A 23,420-nucleotide genomic window follows, 5' to 3' on the forward strand; every position below is an offset into this window, starting at 1 on the left:
TCTTACACCTGCACCACAAGTACACACATAGAAGGGATATAACGACCAGGAACTTTCGCCTCTATTTTTGACCCTTCAATTAATGCACATGATGCAATACCACGTTTCAAGTAAAACGGCGGCATATACCTCTGTGAGCAATGAGATCCCCAAACATTACCAGCAGCACCGTTTACCGGGTGCTACCTATACGGAATGCATGCAGGGCCCTTTTGGCACTGTGTTGCGGCAGATGATAGAAAATGGAGAATGGATCGTACAGCAGGCGCAATTCTTTATATCTAAAATGGTACGTATATACCCCGTAGCTCAGGAGCCGCTGGGCGTGCTGCACTGCATGCTGTCTGGCTCAGTACCTACTGTATTAAGCGGTTTTGGCGAAGTGCTGCTTCGTGAAAATGCAATACAGTTCTTTTATGTACCGGCCGGCAAAGGCAATACGGCCCTGTTTTCCAAAGGCTATTATGAATCTTTCCAGATAGGCCTTTCAGCAAATTACCTGTCTAATTTTTCACAGAACGGCTCTCTTTTGAGTGAGCAGCTCCAGCAGCTGGAGCAGGCTGCCCCCCAAGGCAGTAATGCCGGCACCTGCCCGTTAAGCCTGCAGGCCCTGGACCAGATCGGGAAAATAAAACATTGCGAGCTACAGGGGCACCGCCGTAAGCTATATTACCAGGCCCGCATCAATGACCTGATGCTGTTATACCTGCATGCGCTGGATGACTGCCAGCAGCTGGCAGTGGTGAATGGTAACAGGTATGAAAAAGAAATGCGGCAGCTGGCCAGCTATATTACAGAGAACCTGGAAAACCCGCTGATGATAGGGCAGATGGCCGGTAAAATGGGATTGCAGCTGCAGGTAATGGAAAAAGAGTTCAAGAAAGTGCACCAGCAAACCATTAAATCCTTTATCCAGGATCAACGTATGAAAAAAGCCTGCATGTTGCTGGCAGATGGGAAAATGAACATTATTGATGTGGCTTATACCGTGGGCTACTCAGATGCGGCTTATTTCACCAACACTTTTAAAAAACAATTAGGCCTTACGCCTACTGAATACCAAAAAAGGGTAAAAAGCAGTACAGACAAGGATCTGCAATGAAAAACGCATCAGGTTGGTAAAAATTACAAGCCATTCTCCTTAAATACTACAAGCAGGTAACAATTGATTTAAAGAAATTTGTTCAGGCGAAGGAAGTCACTCAAAATTACCATTAAACAAACACAGAATAATACCGTATCATTTATTACTCATTTTTTCCCTGGATCTTATTTTCTCATGCTATTTGTATTTGTTGAGCAAACTAATACTATAAGCCTATGTACAAAAAGCCTGTAGTTCCGCAAGGGCCTCCCGCTGATCTGAATGCCGGTACTGTATCAGGTAGCGGCGCCATTACCCCAGCTATGCAGAAAATTCTTAGTAGTATGGAACATTATAACCCATCTGCACAGGAAGCCACTGAACAGTTTTTCCGAGATGCTGTGGGAAAGCTGTTCCTGGCTGCATTAGAGCAAATGTATCAGCAGCAGGAAGCCAAATAACAGCAATAACAAACGATAGGATCTTTAACCACACCTGCGCCATCTCCCGGCCGCTGAAATTATTTCAGGGAGATCACTCATTAAAAAAGCACCCCAAACACCTGCTGTAATGGCGGGGCGGCTACAACAGCGCCAGGTAAAGCTTTTCATCTATGGAAATTTTTCCAAAAGGTACACCCACGGATGTACCCGAGAGGCTGATGCCTTTCATTGCCGGCTGGGCTACGGCCAGCTATACAAAACATGATTTTGGGCACCTGCTGCTGCAGACATTTATGTACAAACGTTACCGTATTTATATTCAGCGCTTCATTACAGAGCAGGCGGCAATTACCTATTTCCGCTGCCCGGTAGGCACAGCGGTATTGCAATTGGCTATTATGGGCCCGGTCAGCAGCAATATTAAAGGGCATGGTGAAAGCACCTTGCAAACAGGCCAGTTCAATTTCTTTTACTTACCTGCAGGCATACACGAACTTCACCTGGGGGCCGGGGAATTTGAGCTGATACATATTGTACCGGACGGCCTTATGCTGGATGAGCTGTCAGCCAGCCGGGAAGATATGAAAAGAGCGCTAACCCACCTGCGCACTGCCAGCGAAGAAGGCTGCTGCCTTACCCCACGGCAAATGAATTACCGGGTGCATGATGTACTTGCCAGTATGCTGCAATGCAAAGAATCCGGCGGCAACCTGCTGGTAGAGCTCAGCACCGGCATCAGCAATCTGCTGAACCTGTATCGTAAATCCTTAAATGACGCGGAATGTATGAAACAGCTACGGGCCTCCTATTACACCGGCACGCTCATTACCATGCGGGAGGAGATACTTCTGAACCCGCATATACAGCAGCATACGCTGGCCTACTTTGCCAGGAAGTATAACATGAGCCAGTCTACCCTGAAAAGATATTTTAAGGAAACCTTCCATCAAACCCTGCATGAATTTGTACGGGAGGAGTGTATGAAAAAAGCAGCCTGGATGCGGGGCAATGCTTCCCTGAGCCTGGAAGATATTGCCGATGAAGTAGGGTATGCCGATAAATCCGGCTTCCTGAAATCGTATAAAAAATACCGCCGTAATGCCTCCTGATAAGATGGTGTGGCGTATTTTTGCTGCATGGTATCTGTTCAAACCTATATTCCAGCTGCATTAGCGCCCTTCATCAAATCGTTCTGGTGCCTGCGGGTTGATGCCGGCATTCAACAGCCGTATGTAGAAGATATTATACCAGACGGGCACCATGAGATCATTTTTCATATGGAGCCGTACATTGCCCAAAGAAACCCGGAACTGCATAACTGCGGTTATGAGCCGGATGCTTTTTTTGCCGGGCAAAACCTGTACAGCTATATGCTGCAATTGCAGGCGGGCGCTATGTTATACGGCATCCGGTTTTACCCGCATACACTGGCTTTACTATTTAATTTTCCTGCTGACCTGCTTACCGGGCAGCTGCTCCCGTTAAATGATGTACCTGCGGCAGATGCCCTGCGCCATTGTATTACGGAAAACCCCGCCCGCACCTTTGCCCGTTTTGAAAAACTGCTGACCAAACAGGTAGCGGCCCTTAACACCGGCAAAGGGTTTGATTATGTAAATGCTGCTGTGGGCTTAATATTGCAAGAGAAAGGGAATGTAAAAGTAGACCGGTTAATACAGGCCACCGGCGTTTCTGTTAAACACCTGGATACCTCCTTTAAAAAATTCGTAGGGATCACCCCTAAAACGCTGTGCCATATTATTAAGCTCAATTATTTTATCCATTACCGGGAGCAGCACCCTGGCAAAAGCCTTACTGACTGCACCTATGAGGCCAGCTTTTATGACCAGTCGCACCTGATAAAATTATTCAAAACCTTTACCGGCAAATTGCCTAAAGCATATTTTAACGAGGTGAATATCATTAGCAACCATTTTACCGGCATGTAAGGCAGTTCATTTTTTTACAATTTTGCGCCGGGCCGGTTGGCTAGGTTTGTATTAAAAAAATGAAAGTACTCTTCTTCCTGCCATTCTTCTTTTGCAACACATTACTGGCCCAGCAGCACATAGCACAGTTTGCGCTATGGCAGCCTAAGAACGGGCAAACGGCCGCTTTTGAAACCGGTTATAAAAAACACCTGGTATGGCACCAAAGCAATGGTGATACCTGGAGCTGGTATGGCTGGTATTTTATTTCCGGCCCGCGTTACGGGCAGTTCCTGGATGCTACTTTTGGCCATGCCTGGCGTGATTTTGACCATCGTGTAAACCCCGCCGGCGATGGGGCAGATAACCAGTTGAACGTAGAACCTTATGCCGATTTTAAGCTGGCATACAAAGCGGCTTTTTTAAGCACCCTCAGTACCGGGGACAGCACCCTGCTGCATTCCAAATTTTTGCGGATGCTCACCTTACAGGTAAGTGATATGAATGAGGGCGCCAAACTGCTGGCCGGCCTAAAACGCAGCTACCAGGACTGCCGTTTCCTGGTATACCGGCTAACAGACGGCGGGCCGGTTAACCAGCTGATCTTATTGCTTGGTTTTAGTAACTTTGAATTGTACGGGTTAAGCGAAAGCCTGCCGGAGGAAATACAACGTATGGAAAGCACTTTAAAGCAGCACACCATTACGGGAATTACCTCTGAAACGCTGGCCTACCGTGCAGATCTAAGCCTGTTAAATTAATATTCATGGATAACATAAACATCAGAGAGAAATACGGATTATTTACAGAACAATGGTCGCCCAGGATCATTGGCGAGCTGAATGGCCAATATGTAAAACTGGCCAAGGTACAGGATGAATTTGTATGGCACAGCCATGATAATGAAGATGAAATGTTCCTGGTTTTCAAAGGTACGCTGTTCATGCATTTCCGCGATAAAATGGTGGAAGTAAAAGAAGGCGAAATGATCATTGTGCCCAAAGGTGTGGAGCATAACCCGCGCACTAACGGGGAGGAAGTATGGATTATGCTGATAGAGCCCAAAGCTACTTTACATACAGGCAATGTGGATCATGAAAGAACGGTGAAGGATCTGCAATGGGTGTAAAATAAAAACAGTAGTGTATCAGGTATGATACACTACTGTTGCGGCTTCCCATAAGGCGGGCACTTCCAGCTTATCTATCAGCTTCTCAAGCACTCTCATAGGTACAACAGCCTCCCGGTTCCGGTTCTGCTGATGCAGATGTTTATACGGTGCTTCCACATACACGATCTTCACACTGGCCTTATACGTTTGGAACAGCTCAATAAGCTGGGCCCTCATTTGCCGGGTGGTATTGGTGGCATTCCATACAAAGGCGGCTTGCCTGCGTAAATATTCCCTGGCTTTTTCTTTAGCGGCCTGTATCACCTGCCCGTTACCAGTTTTATCGGTAGGGTCAATATCCCATTCATTACGGATATCATCCAGTGATATTACCGGCAGATCCAGGAAATGTTTTTTAACATACGTATCTTTTCCTGCGCCGGGCAGGCCGCTCATCAATATCACTTCCGTTACCGCTGTTTCAAAAGGCACATAATCCACATGCACATCCTCCCGCTGCAAATAATGCATGCGGGCGTGCGGCGATGCAAATGTTCTGGAAATACCCCAGCAGCCATGCTCTTTACAAAATTCTTCAAAACAATCTATCCGGTACAGCATCTCTGCCTGATCGGTGCAAATACGGCCCAATACATCTGCCCGGGCCAGTAGCGCCAGCCACTGTGTATTTACTTCCAGGCTGGCTTTCACCAGCTCTTTCAGCGGATCTTTCTTTTCCAGGATCCAGATGGGCAGCCCATGGTAACGCACCAACGCCACGATCTGCTCACGGATCTCAAAAGGGGCCGGCACCGCTGTGTAAAGGATATTCCGGGCTTTCAGCGCGCCCTTGCGGGCATGCCCGTGCGCGGTAATGCTGCCATCCGGCTCCGCAACGGTGGTGCTGTATTTTTCTACATCATGCAGCAAGGCAGCGGCCCATAGTATTTCCTGCTCCTGTACCTGCAGCTGTTCAAAAGCCGGTATTTGAGCTAACGCATCTAATACCATTTGCGTGTGTACGGCTACGTTACCCTCTGCATGGTGGCGGGCATCCTGCGGCACAGTGGCCATACGCTCTACCCAATCAAACGTGCCGGCTAAATGATCCCAGGTTTTATTTTCACTGATCGTCCACATGTTTACCTCCTTCATAATTTAAGCGGGCCCGTTTCCAGCTGCGCGTCCAGTGCTGGTCTGTTTTTACGTGCCCCTTTCTAACATATTTAAATACATTTTCCGCAAATGCAGTAGCCGGGTAACCGGCGGTGCTGCGGGTTACAATACCTTCTATAATGGTTGGCTGCCCGTTGTGCGTATCATAGGGATCAAAGGCGCCCCTGCCGGATACAATGGTTTGTACTTCGTGCTCAAAAACATGCCGGTTCTGCGGTGCAGGAAATACTTTGATCTCCGGCACTACCGGCAGGTCCAGCATAGCTGCATAATACTTTGTTTCTTCCCAGCTAAGCCATTGCCCGTGCTCGCGTACTGCAAACACATAAAAATGATGATCCAGGTTACGATATTGAATAGAATGTACGGCGTAGAGATTTTCCAGGAAGATCTCCAGCGTACCCAGGTCATGCCGGATGCTTTGCCAGAAGCGCCACAGGCTCTCCGTCCACGGAGAGGTGGTAGGCGCTGCATGGGAGCGTGCAAACACGCCCAAACGGGATAAGCAGTTATTTTCCCCGTCCAGCTTTTCAGTATGCACCAATTCAGGTATCCTGCTCAGATGTTCCCAGTAATCATGCTGTATGCGGTCATCACTGGTAGTGCCGGGCGAAAACGGATAATGATAGGTACGGCCGTATTTTTGTGAAATAGCCATGTAATGAGGTTTAATATCAACAATAAGATTCCCCGCCTGCTTTAGAACAGCAGGCTGTGATTGATCCTTAATATGTTGATGATATTACATGGCCCAAGGCTTTGACAATTTTTATTTGATTGCCCTGCAAAGATATAGAATCACTTTCATACCGCAACGGCACATTATTTGCACCCCACTCCAAAAACAGTTATGGAAAAACGCATTTTAGGTATTGTTTTATCCCTGCTGGGCGTGGTAGGGTTAATTATAGCAGCGGTGCAGTTTATAAATGGCACACAGGGTACCCGGGGCGTTAAAAGCATCATTATCTTTGCATTATTGGGCGCCATCTTCTTTTTCTCCGGCATAGGGCTGATCAAAAATACCAAGGACAAACCTTCCTGAACATTTATTTATACAACGCCAGCACTTCTTTTAAAATAACATTGATCTTTTTTATAGGCAGGTCTTTATCTGCATCCAGCAGCAATATTTTCATCCGTGCCCGTTTTTCCGTAAGCAGGTCGGGATGATGAATACTTTTCCCTTCCACAATCCCAATGTAGGGCTGCCCCGTACACTTTATGTACCCACAGGTAGCAAGCTGTAACAAGACCGGTTTATTATTTTTTGTACCTTGCAGCCGTTATACTTCACCAGGTCTAAGTCGTTTGATGTTCGCCACCATCTAAAGCCTTTTCATATGTCCACAGCAACTATGGCGTTGCCTAATACCGCCATTAAACGTACACGTATTGAATCTATTGATCTGCTGCGGGGTACTGTAATGATCATCATGGCATTAGACCATGTACGGGATTACTTTCACGGCAGCGCTTACATTTTTGATCCTACGGATCTATCTCAAACCACGGTGTTCCTGTTCTTTACACGGTGGATCACGCATTTTTGCGCGCCTGTTTTTGCATTCCTGGCCGGCACTTCCGCCTACATCAGCAGCACGCGGAAAACTAAAAAGGAGCTTTCCTTTTTCCTGTTAACACGCGGCCTGTGGCTGGTACTGCTGGAATTTGCCTTTGTAACTTTTGAATGGACGTTCAACCCGGCCTATAAAGTGTTCCTAGTGCAGGTGATCTGGGCGCTGGGCGTAAGCATGATCGTTTTATCCGCATTGATCTACTTACCCTGGCGGTCTATTTTACTGATCGGGCTTGCCCTTATTTTCGGGCATAACCTGCTGGATGGCGTGCATAAGGAAGGCAGCATTTTCTGGGCTTTCCTGCATGATCAGCGTTACTTCCAGCTGGGCGCTACCGGCTTGTTTGTGGGGTATCCTATTCTGCCCTGGATAGGTATTATGGCCACGGGGTATTGTTTGGGTAAGCTATATACCCCGCAGTTTGATGCGGCTAAAAGAAAACAAACGCTCATCTACCTTGGGCTGGGCGCCATAGCTTTGTTTATTATTATCCGCGCCATTAACATCTATGGCGATCCGAATGCATGGAGCACACAACCTAAGCCGGTGTTCACCTTCCTGTCTTTCCTGAATATTACCAAGTATCCGCCATCCCTGTTGTACACCTTAGTTACGCTGGGCCCTGCATTCCTGTTCCTGGCCTTCACGGAAAAGCCGCTGAACGGCCTTACGGAAAAGCTGGTGGTCATTGGCCGGGTGCCTATGTTCTTTTACCTGGTGCATATTGCGGTTATACACGCATTGGGTTTTATAGGCGCTGAAATATCCGGCCATCATTGGACGGATATGATCCTTAGCAACTGGGTAACCGCCAGCCCGGAGCTGAAGAACTACGGCTTTAGCCTGGGTATTGTATACCTTTTATGGATAGTGGTGATCATTGGCTTATATCCTTTATGTAAATGGTATGATACTTACAAAAGGAATCACCGGGAAAAGCAATGGTTGAGCTATCTTTAAAAGATAAATGAACCAACATGCAGGATATTGATACTACCTTACGCAACTGGGCAGGCAATTATGCGTACAGCACGCAAAACTTACACTGTCCTGATTCAGTGGCAGCCGTACAGCAGCTGGTAAAGGAGCTGCCGCATTTAAGAGTGCTGGGCACCCGGCATTGTTTTAACAGTATTGCTGATTCTACGGAGCATTTGGTTTCCCTGCAGCAGCTAAACCAGGTAATATCCCTTGACGCCGAAAACCAAACGGTAACGGTAGGCGGTGGTATCAACTACGGGCAGCTATGCCCTCACCTGCAAAAGAACGGTTTTGCCTTACATAACCTGGCATCTTTACCACATATTTCAATAGCAGGCGCCTGCGCTACTGCTACCCACGGATCGGGCAGCGGGAATGGCAACCTGGCTACGGCTGTTGCCGCGCTGGAAATGGTGGTTGCTTCCGGAGAGGTGGTTACGCTATCGCGGGAAAAAGATGGCGCTACATTCCGGGGAGCCGTGGTGGGCCTGGGCAGTGCAGGTGTAGTAACCCAGCTAACATTAGACATTGTTCCTTCCTATTCTATACAGCAGGATCTTTACGAGCACCTGCCTTTTACTGCGCTGGAAAACCGGCTGGAAGCTATTTTTTCCAGCGCTTACAGTGTAAGCCTGTTCACTGACTGGAAGCGCCGCACCTTTAGCCAGGTATGGCTGAAACGCCGGGTGGAAGCGGGCCAGCAGCTGGGAATGCCAGATGATTTTTTTGGCGCAACGCTGGCTACAAAAGCATTACATCCCATTGGCGAATTATCTGCAGTGCATTGTACAGAACAAATGGGCGTTCCAGGCCCCTGGTTTGAACGGCTGCCGCATTTCCGTATGAACTTTACCCCCAGCAGCGGCGAAGAATTACAATCAGAATATTTTGTATCGCTGGATGATGGGTATGATGCGCTGCTGGCTATAGACCAGATAAGGGACCATATTGCGCCGCACCTGTTAATTTCAGAGATCCGTACTATTGATGCAGATGGCTTTTGGATGAGCCCCTGTTACAAACAACCCTGCCTGGCCATTCACTTCACCTGGCAGCAGGACTGGGAGGCCGTACAGCAGGTATTACCATTAATTGAAACGCAGCTGGCGCCTTTTAATGCCCGCCCTCACTGGGGTAAAGTATTTACCATGGCGCCGGAACGGATAAAGCTCTTATACAAAAAGCTGCCGGAGTTCCGGCAGCTTTTGCAAACGTATGATCCCGGAGGAAAGTTCAGGAATGCGTTTGTGGACGGGTATATTTTTTAGCGCTTTTGCATCAGTGCGCGCCTGCAGCAGCAGTGATGTTGCTGAATACAGGGTTTATCCTCAGGTATTTATTTGACCCGTCAAAGCTCACTTCATAATCTGAGCTGAAGTGGGTGCTTTTACGATAGTAATCCGTAGTAATGATCTGCGCCCCGGAATTGCAGGCGGCCTGGAAAGATGACTTATCATTCAGGCGGGCTTCTTTGGTATCTGCATCGGCACGGGTGCGGATGATATAACCTTTGGCTACCAGGTCTTTTATTTCCGGCATCCTGGGATTGTTGCGGATCATCATGGCTGCTTCAGGTGTGCCGGGATCTGCATTTACAAATAACACGCGGCCTTTTAAAGACGGGTGGCCGGCAATGTACATGGCTCTTTTACGGTCATGATCATCCAGCACAAAAAGAAATTTACCCCGGGCTGCTTTCAGGGCAGGCCAGTTATCATGCAGCACGGCTTCTTCCAGGGTATTGTAATTACCCCGTACCTTATCCGGTGTAATAATATTTTCTGCGCCTAAATAATCCGTCAGCTCTTTATCCAGTGCCTGGAAAGTGGCTTCTGTAACAGGTTCCGGCTCTGTAAGCATGGAATTTTCTTTGCGGGGCTCCCCTCCTTTTACTTCCAGGGTAATGAATACGGGATAATGATCCGGGTGTTTATCCGACCAGGCTTTCAGATCCTGCAGGCCCTGTTTAAGGGTCAGGCAATAGCTGCGGAAATCCAGGTCAGGGATATGAAATACTTTAAAGCCAGGCTGGTTCATCACGCCATCAGGATCAAAAGGCGGCTGACCGGGCGCCCAGTCCAGCCCTTTGGGATGCGCATATCTTCCGCCTTTTTCATCTGCATACGCATCAATCTCCAGGTTCAGCAAACCCATATCCAGCTGCGCTGTTAAGGGAATGTGCTCGTAATCTATTTTGCTGGCGGAAACAGAATCTTTTTGCTGAAATACTTTAAATAATGCGGGGTCAATGGCCTTTTTATAACTGTTGTGCGAGCCTATCACCTGGATCCTGTTCATATGCAGATCGTCCGGCAGTCCTTCTTTATGCAGCACCGGCAGGGCCAGCGCCAGGCTAAGGCTTATTAATGTTTTCAACATAATCATGGTTTTAAAAAAGCCGGCCTGTTGTTACAGGCCGGCTACAGGTTTCAACAAAGTTAGTTAGGATATCCCGGATTTTGTCTCAGGTTTGTGTTTAACCTGATCTCCGTGATAGGTATAGGATAAATACGACGGGTTACATCTTTATTCATGCTCAGGTTATCGTTCGGCAAAGGATATTCCGTTTCAAACTGGCCAAAGCGGATAAGGTCCTGGCGGCGCCAGCCTTCCCATGAAAGCTCGCGTGCACGCTCGTCCAGGATAGCCTGCAGGTCTACACTGGTAGCCTGCTGAGCGCCGGCGCGGGTGCGCAGCTTGTTCACCAGTATAAGCGGCGTTTGTACTTCCCCGTTCACCGCAGTTGCAGGAGCGCCGCGTAAAATGGCTTCTGCTTTCATCAGCAGCACATCGGCCAAGCGGAATACCGGCACATCATTCCCATTCAGGCGGGTTGCCTGTGTGATGGCAGGATCCGGGTAGTATTTGATAGAACGTACGCCGGAGGCCTGGCTAAGACGTGTGTTACCAATATCCATAGGTTTGCCGGGTACCAGTATAAGCGGTTTATAAATTATGATCTGCGTGCCGTCATCAGGGTACAATACCGGCTGGTTTGTGAAACCGCCTGCACCATCCGGGTAGAACTGCGGGCCTGCCAGCCAGGTTTGGGTGCGGGCATCGCCGGGTATATTAAAGCGGTCATAAAACTCAGGCGTAGTGCTCATGGCAATACTTAAACCTACGTTAAAACCGTATGCCTGTACCAGGTAATAGTAAAACCCAAAACGGGTGAACTGGTTGCCGGGGATCTGCTGATCATAAGGCACCGCAAAAATGGTTTCGTTGATCTGCGGACCATTATTAGGCAGGAAAATATCACGAAAATTGTGGTCCAGCGCGTAGTTGGTGTTTGACTGAATGCTGTCGGCCATGGCCACTACATCCTTATAACGGTCTATACCGGTATACGTTACGGAGTTCAGGTACAATTTTGCCAGCAGCGCAAATGCCATAGCTTTAGTAGGACGGCCATACTGCAGCAGGTTAGTAGCTGCGTTATTGCTTTTGGAAGGCAGTGATGGTGCAATGGCCTTCAGCTCTGATTCAATATAGGCAAATACGGTAGCACGCGGCTGTGTACTGGGCAGGGTATCTACCGGGAAAGTAGTGATCAGCGGCACATTACCATAGGTATCCATCATAAAGTAGTAGTACAATGCGCGCATAGCCCTTACTTCCACTGTTAAAGATGCTTTGGTGGCATCATCCAGCTTGGAGCCGGCCAGCACGCTAACCAGGCGGTTACAGTTATTAATACCGCCAAAACCCCATTGCCATATACCGGTTACATATGGGTGGTCAATGGTCCAGGTGTGGTAGTGGCACTGGCGGTACTGGCCACCATCATCAAAGTTACCATCGCGTGCAGGAATAATAGCTTCGTCTGTTGACAGCTCCTGCATACGCCAGTAGTTAATGGCGTAATTAGATGACAGGTTGGAGTACATGGTACCCAGCAAAGCGGCATAATCTGAGGATGTTTCCGGGAAGTTGCCGCCTACGTACTGCGACTCAACATCCACATCCAGCTTGCGACAGCCACTGATGGATACAAGCGCCGCCAGTGCTGTTATGATCAAATATATTCTTTTCATCCGTTAATATTTTTGTAGTTACTTTTTTAATCTGCCTCCGTTAAAACGCAGCGGATACCCCTATGATATAAGTGCGTGTTTTAGGATAGAAGTTGTTGTTATCAATACCGGGGGTAACGCCGCCGATGTTAATCTCAGGATCCACACCACGGTATTTGGTGATCACAAAAAGGTTATTACCGGATACATAAAAGCGGATGCTTTTTACAGATTGTGTATGCGGTTTGAAGGTGTAACCTAAAGTAACGTTATCCATACGCAGGTACGAACCACTTTCCAGGAAACGGTCAGAGATCAGGTAGGCATTAATATCCTTGTAAGATTCCTGTAAGGTAAAAGTGGGAATGTTCTGGATCTTGGAATCTACCGGGTTGTTTAAACCTGCCAGGGTAGCGTTCAGTATTTTGTTACCGGTTACGCCGCGCACCAGGAAGTTCAGGTCAAAACTTTTGTAGTAGAAGGTGTTGGTCCAGCCGTAAATAAGGGATGGCTGGGCGTTACCGGCAATCCTTGCATCAGTGGTCAGCGGCTGTGTGGCGATCACTTTCCCGTCTGCATTTTCATAAGAGCTTACGCCATTCTCATTCTTACCTACATAATGCCACAGGTTAAAGGTACCCAGGGCCTCACCGGGCAGAATGATCTGGCTGTAGTTACCTGACTGGCCTTTACCACCCAGCTGCGCGGTTTGAATGTAGTTGATGGTGAATTTATCGTTCGATAATTTTTCGATCGAATTCTTGTTGTGCGCCAGGTTAACGGAGGTTTTCCAGGTAAAGCTCTTGGTTCTTACCGGCACGGCGTTGATCACCAGCTCTATACCACTGTTCTTAATGCTGCCTACGTTTGCGGTATAGGTAGGTACAAAATACTGGGTAGTGGAAACCGGGTACTGATCATAGATCAGGTCAGATGTTTTCTTGATATAATAATCCACAGAACCATTGATACGGTCTTTCAGAAGACCGAAGTCCAGGCCGATGTTGGTAGTAGCGGTGCTTTCCCATTTCAGGTCAGGATTGTCATTACGTACCGGGCCAATGGAATTGGTAACATTACCGTTATACAGGAACTTGGGACTGGCGGATGAACCATATACCAGCAGCGAAGAGAAGGCGTTGAAGCCGGCGCTGTTACCGGAGGCTCCGTAACCTACCCTTAATTTCAGGAAGCTGATAGCCCGTATATTCTTCATAAATTCTTCATTGCTGATATTCCAGCCGGCAGAGATGGCCGGGAAATACCCCCAGCGGTTGTTCACACCAAATGCAGAAGAGCCATCATTACGCAGGGATGCCTGGAACAGGTATTTATCTGCATAGGCATACTGCACACGTGCATAATAAGAGATCAGGCGCAGGGTGGAGATCGGGTTGTTATCAAATGCGATCTGCGAAGTATTGGACGGGTTGGAGAGGTACAGGTTATTATACGTCAGGTTATCATTGGAGAAGTTCTGCGTAGTGATCCCGAAACCATCATTGCTACGGTCCTGCTGATAGGTGTAACCACCTAACAGGCGCAGGGTATGCTGCCCAAATTCGCGGTCGTAATTGAAATAGGATTCCAGTACGGTGCTGGTGTTCAGATATGATTTACGGGTAGCCAAACCGTTAAAGTTCACTGCCAGACCGGAAAAGCGGTTGTAGTAGCTGTTATAGTTGTATTCATCCCGTTGGGTAGATGCGGACAGGGTATATTTCAGGCCTTTTATAATGTCTACCTGTACCAGTCCGTTGATCAGTGTTTTGTTATCATCTGTTTTAATGAAGTTATTATCGATCAGGGACAGCGGGTTTAAAGTGCCGCTACCGGTACGGGCATAATATTCTTTATAAGAACCGTCTTTATTGAACGGGCTTACTGTTGGCAGGTAAAAAAGGCGGTTGGATAATACCTGCGGCTGTACGATGTCGTCGCCTTTAGTATGGCTGTTAGTAACGGTAACGCCTAATTTTAAACGGTTACTGAAGAAACGTTGTGTCAGGAAACCTCTTACAGTGGTACGTTCCAGGGAACTATTCTTCAGCACACCATTATTTTTCAGATAGTTTACGCTGCCGCCATAATCGGTGTTGGCTGTGGCGCCGCCAAAAGAAATATTATGGTTCATTGAATACCCTTTTCTTTTGGTGAGGGCCTGCCAGTTGGTGCTGGAGCCGTCATCATTCAGAACAGGGATCAGGGTTTGGCCGTTCTTGGCCAGGTAACCACGCAGCTCGTCTGCGCTCAGCATATCAATTTCTTTGGATACTTCTTCCATAGCGCCGTAGGCACTGTAATTCAGCCTTGTTTGTCCGGGTTTGGCTCTTTTGGTAGTTACCATAATTACGCCGTTGGAGGCACGTGCACCGTAAATAGCAGTGGCAGCGGCATCTTTCAGCACATCAATGCTTTCAATATCTGCAGGCGCCAGCAGGTCAATAGAAGCGCCGGGTACACCATCAATTACATAAAAGGGTTCCATAGCGCCACCGGTAGTACGGATGGTGGAGGGGCCCCTTAATACCACGGCAGGCGCCTGGTTGGGGTCACCGCTTTTGGTTACGTTCAAACCGGCTACTTTACCCTGCAGTAATTCTGCGGGGCTGGTTAATACGCCCTGGTTAAACTCTTCCGACTTAATAGTGGTGATGGATACCGTTACATCTTTTTTACTGGCGGTACCATAACCAATTACCACTACATCTTTTAATTGTTTGGTATCTGTTACCAGGGTAATGTTAATTACTTTTTTATTTTCTGCTTTTGCTTCTTTGGGTACGGATCCCATTAAAGAGAACAGCAACACCTCATCGGGTCCGTTCACAGTAAGCGTGTAGGCGCCGTTGGCGTTGGTGGTGGTGCCCCGGTTAGTGCCTTTTACCGACACGGTTACACCGGGCAGCGGTGCATTGTTTTCGTCCGTAACGATACCTTTAATGGTGCCATCTGTGCGCTGGGCATAGGATGTAATTCCCAACAGCATTACCCATAACAACACAAAGGTTGCTTTGACAGCTGTACGGCAAAATGGCTTTAATGATAAAGCGTACATTTTCTTCATTTCATTTAATTGTTAAGGATTGCTTTGAATCTGATAGATCTTGTTGGTCCGTTTTTGGTTCAGTAGCTATAATATCAATTGTCGTCATTTTCCCCTATGGTAATACGTGTGTCAAAAAGCTATCCCCCAGCCTTAACAATTCCTTCACATTGAAGGGCCTGTTATAGGATGACCAGATAAGCATATGACATACATGATCACCTTGGACATTATTACTTGTATTGGCTCCTGTTTCAGGTTATTGCTACAGTATACATTTTACGATCCTGGTTTATGTGGCGTTGTTTTTCATACGGGTACAGTTAGCGGCGCAGTTTTATCCGTGATCCATAACAGCTGGGTCTTTCTATAGGTTTTACCGGTATTTTACTGGCCAGGGCAATATTAGATAAAAAAGTGCAACCGGATAATAATATTGGGGATAAAAAAAACACCAGGTGGTAAACCCGGTGTTTTAGGATATATTAAAAACGGTCCCAGAATGGCGGCGGTTCAATGCCCAGGGATCGCAGGTACACATAACCCTGGCCGCGGTGGTGAATTTCATTATCCACCAGGTATAAAAAGTTAGCGTAAATGGGGCCTTCGTACATCCCAAAAGCTTTTTCCACTTCGTGAAAGCGTTCCGGGGAGATCTGCGGCCAGAGCGCTTCTATTTCCGCGGTCACCTCATCCCACTGCTTTAATATTTCTTCTTTGGTGGCCGGCAAAGGTTTTTCGGAATGATGCTCCAGCTCATTGATCTGCGGCCATTTACCCGTGGCAACACCTTTAATTCCGCCGCTTGCCAGGCCGGTTAGTTCTTCTGCCAGGCCGGCAAATGGGCGCATACCGCCAATGGAATAGCTGAAAAGCTTATCTTCGGGAAATGCAACAATGACGCGGCGGGTTAATTGACGGTGTCCCTGCCAGTGCTGCAGCAGCTCTTCGGGGCTGATAACCTGTGCAGGAGCGGAAAAAGTGGTATTGGTTGCCATGATTAAAGGGTTTTAAAGTTTAATAATCTGTTTGACAATACGAAGTAACACAGGGGGAGTGACAGCCTTATGTCAGTATGCGCAGGAAGAATTTTAAAATTTTTTTGTGGTGTGACCTCAACAAAAGATCAAAAAAAGGGTTGTAATGTAATAGTTCCTTTACAGGTTGTATAAATTCCGGTTACATTGCCCGGTGATTGCAAAAGAAGGCCCCCTTTCCGGGTAAGATCCCGGCGGTATTGAGCTAACAGCCCATCAGCCCGGTTTTATCAGTGAAAAAGATGCTTTTATTATGGACGATGATGACCACCGCTTTCGTTATTTCCGCCGATAAATGGTTAATTGGCATAATTTAAGCTGCACAGGCTAGTTTATAGAAAAGCCGGCTGTCTTAATTATTGAACGGTTTTTAATTATTAACGCTTAAATTAAATATTACTATGGCAAAAACAGCTAAATCAGCTACCAAGGAAACGCCTGCTAAAAAAGCAACAGCGAAAGCTGCTGCCCCCAAAACTGCCGCTAAGAAAAGCAATACAGGTTTAATGGCCCCGCTTACGCCCAGCCCTGCATTAGCTGCAGTTGTAGGCAGCCAACCTTTGCCAAGAACAGAGATCATCAAAAAAATCTGGGATTATATTAAGGCGCATGGCCTGCAGGATCAGCAGAACAAACGCATGATCAATGCCGATGATAAGCTGAAAGGGATTTTTGAAGGTAAGAGCCAGATCTCTATGTTTGAACTGGCAAAAGTAGTAGGCAAACATGTAAGCTAAAAAGGTATATGAGGTAAAACAGTGGGCGCAGGCTATGGCTTTGCGCCGCTGTTCGGCCTTGCTGTTTGTCATTTGTACAGGCAGTATGCCTGCGTCACTGCGCACTGCTCACGGGCGAAAATCTGTAAACATCATCATTCCCCCGCCTGTCTGAGCTGAAATATCCCCGGCTATCATGATCATATAACAGCAAGCCAAAATCATTACTGCGGCTGTTCACTGGCGCCCCTGCATTTTGTGGCGCTGCTATTGCTTTGTATACATCTTCCAGCCCGGGGTGCGCAGCACAACATCCTTTACCCGGGCCGTATGTTTTATATAGAACAGTTCCGGGAACTCCCAGCCTGTCCGCCCGTTTTCAAAGCGGGCATAGGAAGGGCCTGAAAAAATATCACGCGCTATTAAATTAATAATGAATAATTAATAATGGAGAACGCATTTCAAATATGTCATGTACATCAACTGCATTTTCTAAATTGTAATGCAAATTTCACGTGTACTAACGGCATCCCCGATTATTAATTATTCATTCTTCATTATTAATTACTACCGCTCGAGTACAGTTTTAAGGTTCATTAAACTAATTTCAAGGTCTTTGCCTAACATTCCTTCGAGGTTCATTAATAACAGCATAATGTTCATGGGGTATTTCATGCTGCTGCTGAAGCTCCATTTTACTTTTGTCTGATCCTCTGCCAGCGCAGTAGTGCTTATATTCCCGAAAGCCACGCCCTCAAAGGGTCTTACAAAACGTAGCTCCAGGTCTATGCGGTCTCCTTCTGTAATACCTTTTATTTCCTGCTCTCCTTTGCCAACATTCTTTACCTTACTATCCCAGGCGTAGATAAACCCTGCATTCCCATCGGTACCGGTATAAGTTTTTATTGCATCCGGATCGGCCATAGACCATTTGTTGTAGTTGTCCTGGTTCTTAATGAAACGGATGTAGTTGAAAACAGTTTGTTTAGGCTGGCGGATAGTGATCTCCCGCGCTACAGTGTAGCTCTTTTTGCTAAATAGTGCTACAATTAACAGGAGCGCTACCAGTGCAACAATAATAAGAACGATAGTGAGTAGAATGTTCATGGCTGCAGGTTAAGAATGATGGCTGAATATTAAAAACCAGTTTCCCGGGTCTTATGAAAGTAAATGTAAGACACGGTGAGGATGGCTAAACCTACCAGCGGCATAATACCCATTGCCGGCCCAACTACAACAATATTGGCAATCATGGCAGAGATGAGTGAAATACCAAATCCAACATAAGCCCATTCTTTGAATCGTGCAGGGATCATAGGCAGTATCAGCAGAATGCCGCCGATGATCTTACCAATACCTAATTCTACGCCAAAGTATGCAGGGAAACCCATGCTGCGGATCCCTTCTTTTGCCATGGGTGAATTGAACCATACGGCGGCAGGTACCGCATCCAGCAATACAAATAAGGAAGTGAAGATCCAATAGATCACTTTGTCTTTACGGATGCTTTTTGCTTTTGTGGTGGCTGTTAAAGTTGTCATGTTAGTATGTTTTAAAAGTTTAAAAAATTTCGTTTGGTTTGATGATGTAAAGCTACTTTGCCGGTTGAAATTAGAAGGTCTGTGAATACGACATTGTAAGGGGGAGATCACGACATTCCATTTTACCCTGGAATTGTTATATTTGTATAAGCCTATTCTGAACTAAAATGCAATTCCAACAGATACCTCCTCCCGACCATCTGAAAGCCTATATACGCACGTTCTGGGCCCTGGAAAGCGATGCGGCCGATGATACTTCCAAATCATTCCGGACCATGGCGGATGGCTGTCCCGGGCTGCTGTTCCAGCAACCGGAAAAGGGGGTTATTTACCAGAATGATAAACAGCTGCCTAACATCATCTTATACGGACAGGCAACTACGCACGCGGCGCTTAGCCTGAAAGGGCAGTTCAGCACCATCGGCATTTTCTTTCAGCCGAATGCATTAAACGCAATATTCAGACTGAATGCAGAAGCCCTAACTGATACCTGTTTAAACCTGGATGAGCTGGCGGGCGAACATGGTTTTTCCCTGCTTAACCAGGTTTCCAATGCAGCCGGTATCTATGGCCAGGTGGACGTTATCTGCTCCTATATTACTGCGCTGCTCCACAAACAAAACCGCGATGCGGATAATGCCATGCAGTTTGCGTTGTCCAGCATTATACAGTCAAAAGGCAGTGTGTCGCTTATTACTTTACGGGAAACATTACAGCTGTCTGAAAGAAGCTTTGAGCGTAAATTCAAACAGCATGTAGGCATACCGCCCAAGCTGTTCTCGCGCATTGCACGTTTCCAGGCATCGCTGGAACAGCTGAAGCGTAACCAGTTTGATAAGCTGTCTGATATTGCTTTTGAAAATGATTATGCGGATCAGTCGCACTTTATCCGCTCCTTTAAAGAGTTTGCAGGCTGCTCCCCTTTCCAGTACCAGAAACTGGGCCCGGAAGTGATAGATAATTTAACGGAGCTAGTCTTGTAATCATCCAACAGGTATATATTTAAATGCCCGGTGATCCTGACGGATACCGGGCATTTCTTTTAGGATGACAGGCCGGTCTACTCGGAGCGTAAGCTTTTTATGGGATTGGCCAATGCTGCTTTAACAGACTGGAAACTAATAGTACCCAGCGCAATGATCATAGCCAGCACGCCCGCCATTATAAACACCCACCACTGAATGCTGATGCGGTAGCTGTATTGCTGCAGCCAGCTATTCATGATCCACCAGGTTAGAGGGAATGCAATTACAGCCGATACGATCACCAGCCGTAAAAAGCCCCTGGATAAAAGGCGGGTAATATTAAATGTGCTGGCGCCCAGCACTTTGCGGACACCTATTTCCTTGGTACGGCGTTCTGCCGTATAGGCGGCTAATCCAAATAATCCCAGGCAGGAGATCAGGATGGCTAATACTGCAAATACCCTGGACAGCTTGCTGATCAGCATTTCGCTCATGAACATATCATTAAACTGCCCATCTACAAAGCCATACTCAAACGGGTAATCGGGATTATCTTTTTTCATTACGCCGGCAATTTTGTCCAGCGCAGCTTCTGTATCACTATGCTGTTTAATGCGTACATACATTAACGTGGTGAACTGTGGAAGGCAGAAAAACACAACCGGATCAGGCTTGCCATACATATTGCCATATACATAATCTTTTACCACACCTATTACGCGCAGGTTAAAGTTTTGGTTGGGTTTATCACCAGGCATTAACATGGTTTTGCCAATTGCGCTGCCTTCGCCCAGCAGTTTGGCCATGGACTCCGTTACCAGGATGTTAAAGTATTTTATTGTAGAATCCTTAGGTTCAAAATCCGGCGTCATTTCCACTACGTCCGTAGGTTTAAAGTCCCTGCCGTCAACCAGCTGCATACCTGCTACATTTACATACTCCGGGCTTACTACCCTTTGGGATACCAGGATCTGGCTGCCCGGTGATTTACCCGGCCAGTCAAGACCAGTGGTATTATTACCACCATAAATGGTTTCATGATCAGCAACCGAAACATTGGTTACTACGCCGGTATTTAACAGGTCCTGTTTAATTAAGGGAAAATTCTTCAGCATATCGCCCTGCAAATTCATCTGGATCAGGTTATCCTTATTGAAACCCAGGTTGCGGTGTTTTACATGCTGGATCTGCTGGTAAATGATAATGGTGCCAATGATCAGCATAATAGACATTGTGAACTGTATTATTACCAACCCCTTACGGATAAAGGCGGCGCTGCCTGTTTTGGCCTGCAATCCTTTTAATACTGCCACCGGGTTAAAAGAGGATAAATAAAACGACGGATAACTGCCCGCCACTATTCCGGATACCAGGGCAATCCCCAGTAAAGCAGCTATGTGTAAAGGCTGCCGTAGCCCTAATACCAGCTCTTTTTGCACCAGTGTATTAAATGCAGGTAAGAACAGCGCCATGATCAACACCGCTGCAACTGCTGATATAAAGGCCATGGCCAAAGCCTCACTCATAAACTGCAGCACCAGTCCGCTTTTACCTACGCCCAGCACCTTGCGGACGCCTACTTCCCGCGCGCGCTTTTCACTGCGGGCAGTAGCCAGGTTCATGAAATTAATACAGGCAATAAATAAAATGATCCAGGCAATAGTGGCAAACAGGCGCACATAGGTAATACGCCCGCCACCTGTGGGTTTGCCATTCCTGAACTCCCCGTACAGACGCCAGTTATGCATATTAAATAAAAAGGGATGCGTGTTGGCGCCCGGTACTTTTTGTTTTATATAATTATACAGCAGCTTATCTACAGATGCAGCCGTTACCCCGGGTTTTAATTCTACAAAGGTTGTAAGGCAGCTATTGTCCCAGCGCTGCGCCCAGGGGCTTTTGCGGTAATAGATCTCAAAGGGGGCTATCCACTCAAACCGCAGCGTGGAATTGGCTGGCAGGTCTTTCAGCACACCAGTGACCACATAATCCTGCTCCCTGTTCACCCGTACGGTTTTACCCAGCGCATTTTTTTCTGTTCCAAAAAATTTACGTGCTGTCTTTTCTGTGATCACTAAAGAATAGAGCTGCGTAAAAGCGGTTTTGGGATTGCCCTGCACAAAAGGCAGGGTAAACATATCAAACAATGAAGCTTCTGCATACCGGCCGGTGGCATACAATGGTTTATCGCCAACGGTAAACAACAGGCTGGCCCCTTCTTCCGTATACCTGCAGGTATTGGCAATACCAGGCAGCTCCGCTTTCAGGGCCGGTCCCATAACTCCTGGGGTAGAGGTATGGGTGCTCACCCCATTGTCCATGTCGGAGTTTACCTTGGTAATGTACAGCCGGTCCTGTTTTTCATGGAAATTATCAAAGGTCATTTCATCTTCCACCCATAAAAAGATCAGTCCTGCGCAGGCCATCCCTATTGCCAGCCCAAAGATGTTCAGGAAGCTATAGGTTTTGTTTTTCCAGAGACTGCGCGTGGTGGCTTTGAAATGGGTGGTAAGCATAACTATTGGTTTGATCCGGATGGCAGCACCAAGAAAATGCCATCTTTCCATTCACTTAAAAACCAATTACTTGAAGATATAGATATACAACAAACTGTCCGCTTGTAATAAGGGCAATGTCCGGAAGTGAACAGTTTAACTACAGCCAGGTAGCTGGCTTAGTCAACCCCCTGCATGAATGTATTAAATGCCTTTATAAATTTTTGTTGTGTTTCCTGCGGAATGTCATTATAAAAAGCTACCTGGAAATCCCTTTCCAGTGCTGCATTGGTGGTACTGGGTATATGAATGTTCCGCGAATGTACGATACCTATTAACTGATCTTTTTCAAATACCAATTGTATGCGCATTAACGGCGAAGGATCATCCATCCAGTTCTCATAGTTGAAATAGGTAATGAAAGGCGGCATGCGGTCATCTTTTTCCAGCTTAAAGTTGCTGATAAAGGGCTGCATAGTTTTAAGGGAACGGTCTGTTATCTTGCTTAGATAATCCTCCAATTCATTTTCTATAATGGATGCGGGATACAGGTTATCCTTGTAAGTGTAGCCGGTCAGCTCTGCCCAGGTTTTCTTTGTAGTGGTGCTGGTACTAACCGGTATGTCTTTTAATATTTCACCTACCACCTTACCATCTACTATGATCTTGTGTCCTTTATGGAGGGTATCCGTACCATAAGCGTCATTCGGCAGCTCTGCGAGCAAGCCAATATTATACCAGCCGTTTTTGCCTTCAGTACTGTTAACCAGGGTGTGATCGTTTAAAGAAAAGATCACTTCTCCATTAGCGCTGCTGCGGATATTGGCGGGGCCGTTTATTCTTTCACCGATCATAGGGCCGGTAAAGGCGGAGGGTTTTTCTTTTGTTACCGGTGCAGGAGTGGTATGGGTAGTATCTGATTGATCATTGGTATTGGTAGATGTGTTACAGCTGGCGGCCAGGATAATGATGATAAAAAGTGTAAGGATATGCTTCATGCTGGTGATTAGGATTTGAAGCGAAAAGTAACAAAAATTGGACCTGTAATTTTGTACTTTCATCATTTAATGTTCCTTATATGAATTTGTTGGAGCTACCAAGATCTTTTTTTCGCAAACCAACCCAGGCTACTCCGATAACAATACTGATGGGAAGGCCTATATATGACCTGGATACCTATATTGCCCTGCACCTCAAAGAGGCAGAAGAAAGCAGCCAAAAATTCAAACTGCCACCCCTTTAATTGTTACAAAAAAGCAATGGGAACAATTAAGCGGCATACGCCACCTAACCATTCCCAT

Annotated in this window: 21 protein-coding genes; 11 read left to right on the forward strand and 10 right to left on the reverse strand. The window is 46.7% G+C overall.

Annotation, left to right across the window (positions count from 1 at the left end; genetic code table 11):
* Positions 1-88: 88 nt before the first annotated feature.
* From KVT36_RS15075 to KVT36_RS15100, 6 genes are all read left to right on the forward strand, one after another.
* Positions 89-1,102, forward strand: a complete 1,014-nt coding sequence (locus KVT36_RS15075) for an AraC family transcriptional regulator (RefSeq protein WP_217604310.1) — start codon at positions 89-91, stop codon at positions 1,100-1,102.
* Between the two features lie 218 nt (positions 1,103-1,320).
* Positions 1,321-1,545, forward strand: coding sequence for a hypothetical protein (locus tag KVT36_RS15080; protein WP_217604311.1), 225 nt, complete (start codon positions 1,321-1,323; stop codon positions 1,543-1,545).
* Between the two features lie 152 nt (positions 1,546-1,697).
* Positions 1,698-2,636 carry an AraC family transcriptional regulator gene (locus KVT36_RS15085; RefSeq protein WP_217604312.1) on the forward strand — a complete coding sequence of 313 codons (939 nt, stop codon included), beginning with the start codon at positions 1,698-1,700 and terminating at the stop codon, positions 2,634-2,636.
* A gap of 27 nt (positions 2,637-2,663) precedes the next feature.
* Positions 2,664-3,476, forward strand: a complete 813-nt coding sequence (locus KVT36_RS15090) for a helix-turn-helix domain-containing protein (RefSeq protein WP_217604313.1) — start codon at positions 2,664-2,666, stop codon at positions 3,474-3,476.
* A 59-nt stretch (positions 3,477-3,535) separates the two neighbouring features.
* Entirely contained in the window at positions 3,536-4,216 is a 681-nt protein-coding gene (locus KVT36_RS15095; RefSeq protein ID WP_217604314.1) for a hypothetical protein, read from the forward strand.
* Positions 4,217-4,221: 5 nt separating this feature from the next.
* Complete coding sequence (locus KVT36_RS15100) at positions 4,222-4,584, forward strand: cupin domain-containing protein (RefSeq protein WP_217604315.1); 363 nt, start codon at positions 4,222-4,224, stop codon at positions 4,582-4,584.
* Positions 4,585-4,602: 18 nt separating this feature from the next.
* On the opposite strand, the gene KVT36_RS15105 is transcribed toward KVT36_RS15100, so the two are convergent.
* Positions 4,603-5,721: an AAA family ATPase gene (locus tag KVT36_RS15105; RefSeq protein ID WP_254640016.1), complete on the reverse strand. Its 1,119-nt coding sequence runs from the start codon at positions 5,719-5,721 to the stop codon at positions 4,603-4,605.
* Entirely contained in the window at positions 5,690-6,400 is a 711-nt protein-coding gene (locus KVT36_RS15110; RefSeq protein WP_217604316.1) for an RNA ligase family protein, read from the reverse strand. The genes KVT36_RS15105 and KVT36_RS15110 overlap by 32 nt, the downstream gene beginning before the upstream one ends.
* A gap of 192 nt (positions 6,401-6,592) precedes the next feature.
* On the opposite strand from KVT36_RS15110, the gene KVT36_RS15115 reads away from it, so the two are divergent.
* The 3 genes from KVT36_RS15115 to KVT36_RS15125 all read left to right on the forward strand — a co-directional run bounded on the left by KVT36_RS15115 (position 6,593) and on the right by KVT36_RS15125 (position 9,571).
* A complete protein-coding gene (locus tag KVT36_RS15115; RefSeq protein WP_089906390.1) occupies positions 6,593-6,787 on the forward strand; it encodes a hypothetical protein in 195 nt (64 codons plus the stop codon).
* Between the two features lie 298 nt (positions 6,788-7,085).
* Positions 7,086-8,282, forward strand: coding sequence for a DUF1624 domain-containing protein (locus tag KVT36_RS15120; protein ID WP_217604317.1), 1,197 nt, complete (start codon positions 7,086-7,088; stop codon positions 8,280-8,282).
* Between the two features lie 17 nt (positions 8,283-8,299).
* Positions 8,300-9,571: an FAD-binding protein gene (locus KVT36_RS15125; RefSeq protein WP_217604318.1), complete on the forward strand. Its 1,272-nt coding sequence runs from the start codon at positions 8,300-8,302 to the stop codon at positions 9,569-9,571.
* Between the two features lie 10 nt (positions 9,572-9,581).
* Here the strand turns inward: KVT36_RS15125 and KVT36_RS15130 are convergent, their stop codons facing one another.
* From KVT36_RS15130 to KVT36_RS15145, 4 genes are all read right to left on the reverse strand, one after another.
* The gene (locus KVT36_RS15130; protein WP_254640017.1) at positions 9,582-10,682 is read right to left on the reverse strand and encodes a phosphatidylinositol-specific phospholipase C1-like protein; all 1,101 of its coding nucleotides are present in this window, start codon (positions 10,680-10,682) and stop codon (positions 9,582-9,584) included.
* Positions 10,683-10,741: 59 nt separating this feature from the next.
* A complete protein-coding gene (locus KVT36_RS15135) occupies positions 10,742-12,340 on the reverse strand; it encodes a RagB/SusD family nutrient uptake outer membrane protein (RefSeq protein WP_217604319.1) in 1,599 nt (532 codons plus the stop codon).
* Positions 12,341-12,380: 40 nt separating this feature from the next.
* Entirely contained in the window at positions 12,381-15,386 is a 3,006-nt protein-coding gene (locus tag KVT36_RS15140; protein WP_217604320.1) for a SusC/RagA family TonB-linked outer membrane protein, read from the reverse strand.
* Between the two features lie 464 nt (positions 15,387-15,850).
* Positions 15,851-16,363 (reverse strand): DinB family protein, encoded by a 513-nt coding sequence (locus KVT36_RS15145; RefSeq protein ID WP_217604321.1) that lies wholly within the window; start codon positions 16,361-16,363, stop codon positions 15,851-15,853.
* Positions 16,364-16,803: 440 nt separating this feature from the next.
* Between KVT36_RS15145 and KVT36_RS15150 the strand changes: the two genes are divergently transcribed.
* Positions 16,804-17,139: an SWIB/MDM2 domain-containing protein gene (locus tag KVT36_RS15150; RefSeq protein ID WP_089906396.1), complete on the forward strand. Its 336-nt coding sequence runs from the start codon at positions 16,804-16,806 to the stop codon at positions 17,137-17,139.
* Positions 17,140-17,685: 546 nt separating this feature from the next.
* Here KVT36_RS15150 and KVT36_RS15155 read toward each other — a convergent pair.
* Together KVT36_RS15155 and KVT36_RS15160 are read right to left on the reverse strand one after the other, a co-directional pair.
* A complete protein-coding gene (locus KVT36_RS15155) occupies positions 17,686-18,225 on the reverse strand; it encodes an SRPBCC family protein (RefSeq protein ID WP_217604322.1) in 540 nt (179 codons plus the stop codon).
* 29 nt (positions 18,226-18,254) lie between these two features.
* The gene (locus tag KVT36_RS15160; RefSeq protein ID WP_217604323.1) at positions 18,255-18,659 is read right to left on the reverse strand and encodes a DoxX family protein; all 405 of its coding nucleotides are present in this window, start codon (positions 18,657-18,659) and stop codon (positions 18,255-18,257) included.
* A gap of 167 nt (positions 18,660-18,826) precedes the next feature.
* On the opposite strand from KVT36_RS15160, the gene KVT36_RS15165 reads away from it, so the two are divergent.
* Positions 18,827-19,642: a helix-turn-helix domain-containing protein gene (locus tag KVT36_RS15165; RefSeq protein ID WP_217604324.1), complete on the forward strand. Its 816-nt coding sequence runs from the start codon at positions 18,827-18,829 to the stop codon at positions 19,640-19,642.
* 77 nt (positions 19,643-19,719) lie between these two features.
* Here KVT36_RS15165 and KVT36_RS15170 read toward each other — a convergent pair whose 3' ends face one another.
* Together KVT36_RS15170 and KVT36_RS15175 are read right to left on the reverse strand one after the other, a co-directional pair.
* Entirely contained in the window at positions 19,720-22,140 is a 2,421-nt protein-coding gene (locus KVT36_RS15170; RefSeq protein ID WP_217604325.1) for an ABC transporter permease, read from the reverse strand.
* A gap of 158 nt (positions 22,141-22,298) precedes the next feature.
* Positions 22,299-23,117: a hypothetical protein gene (locus KVT36_RS15175; RefSeq protein ID WP_217604326.1), complete on the reverse strand. Its 819-nt coding sequence runs from the start codon at positions 23,115-23,117 to the stop codon at positions 22,299-22,301.
* Positions 23,118-23,420: the final 303 nt, after the last annotated feature.

It is taken from the genome of Chitinophaga sp. GbtcB8, from assembly GCF_019091455.1.
Lineage (GTDB): Bacteria > Bacteroidota > Bacteroidia > Chitinophagales > Chitinophagaceae > Chitinophaga.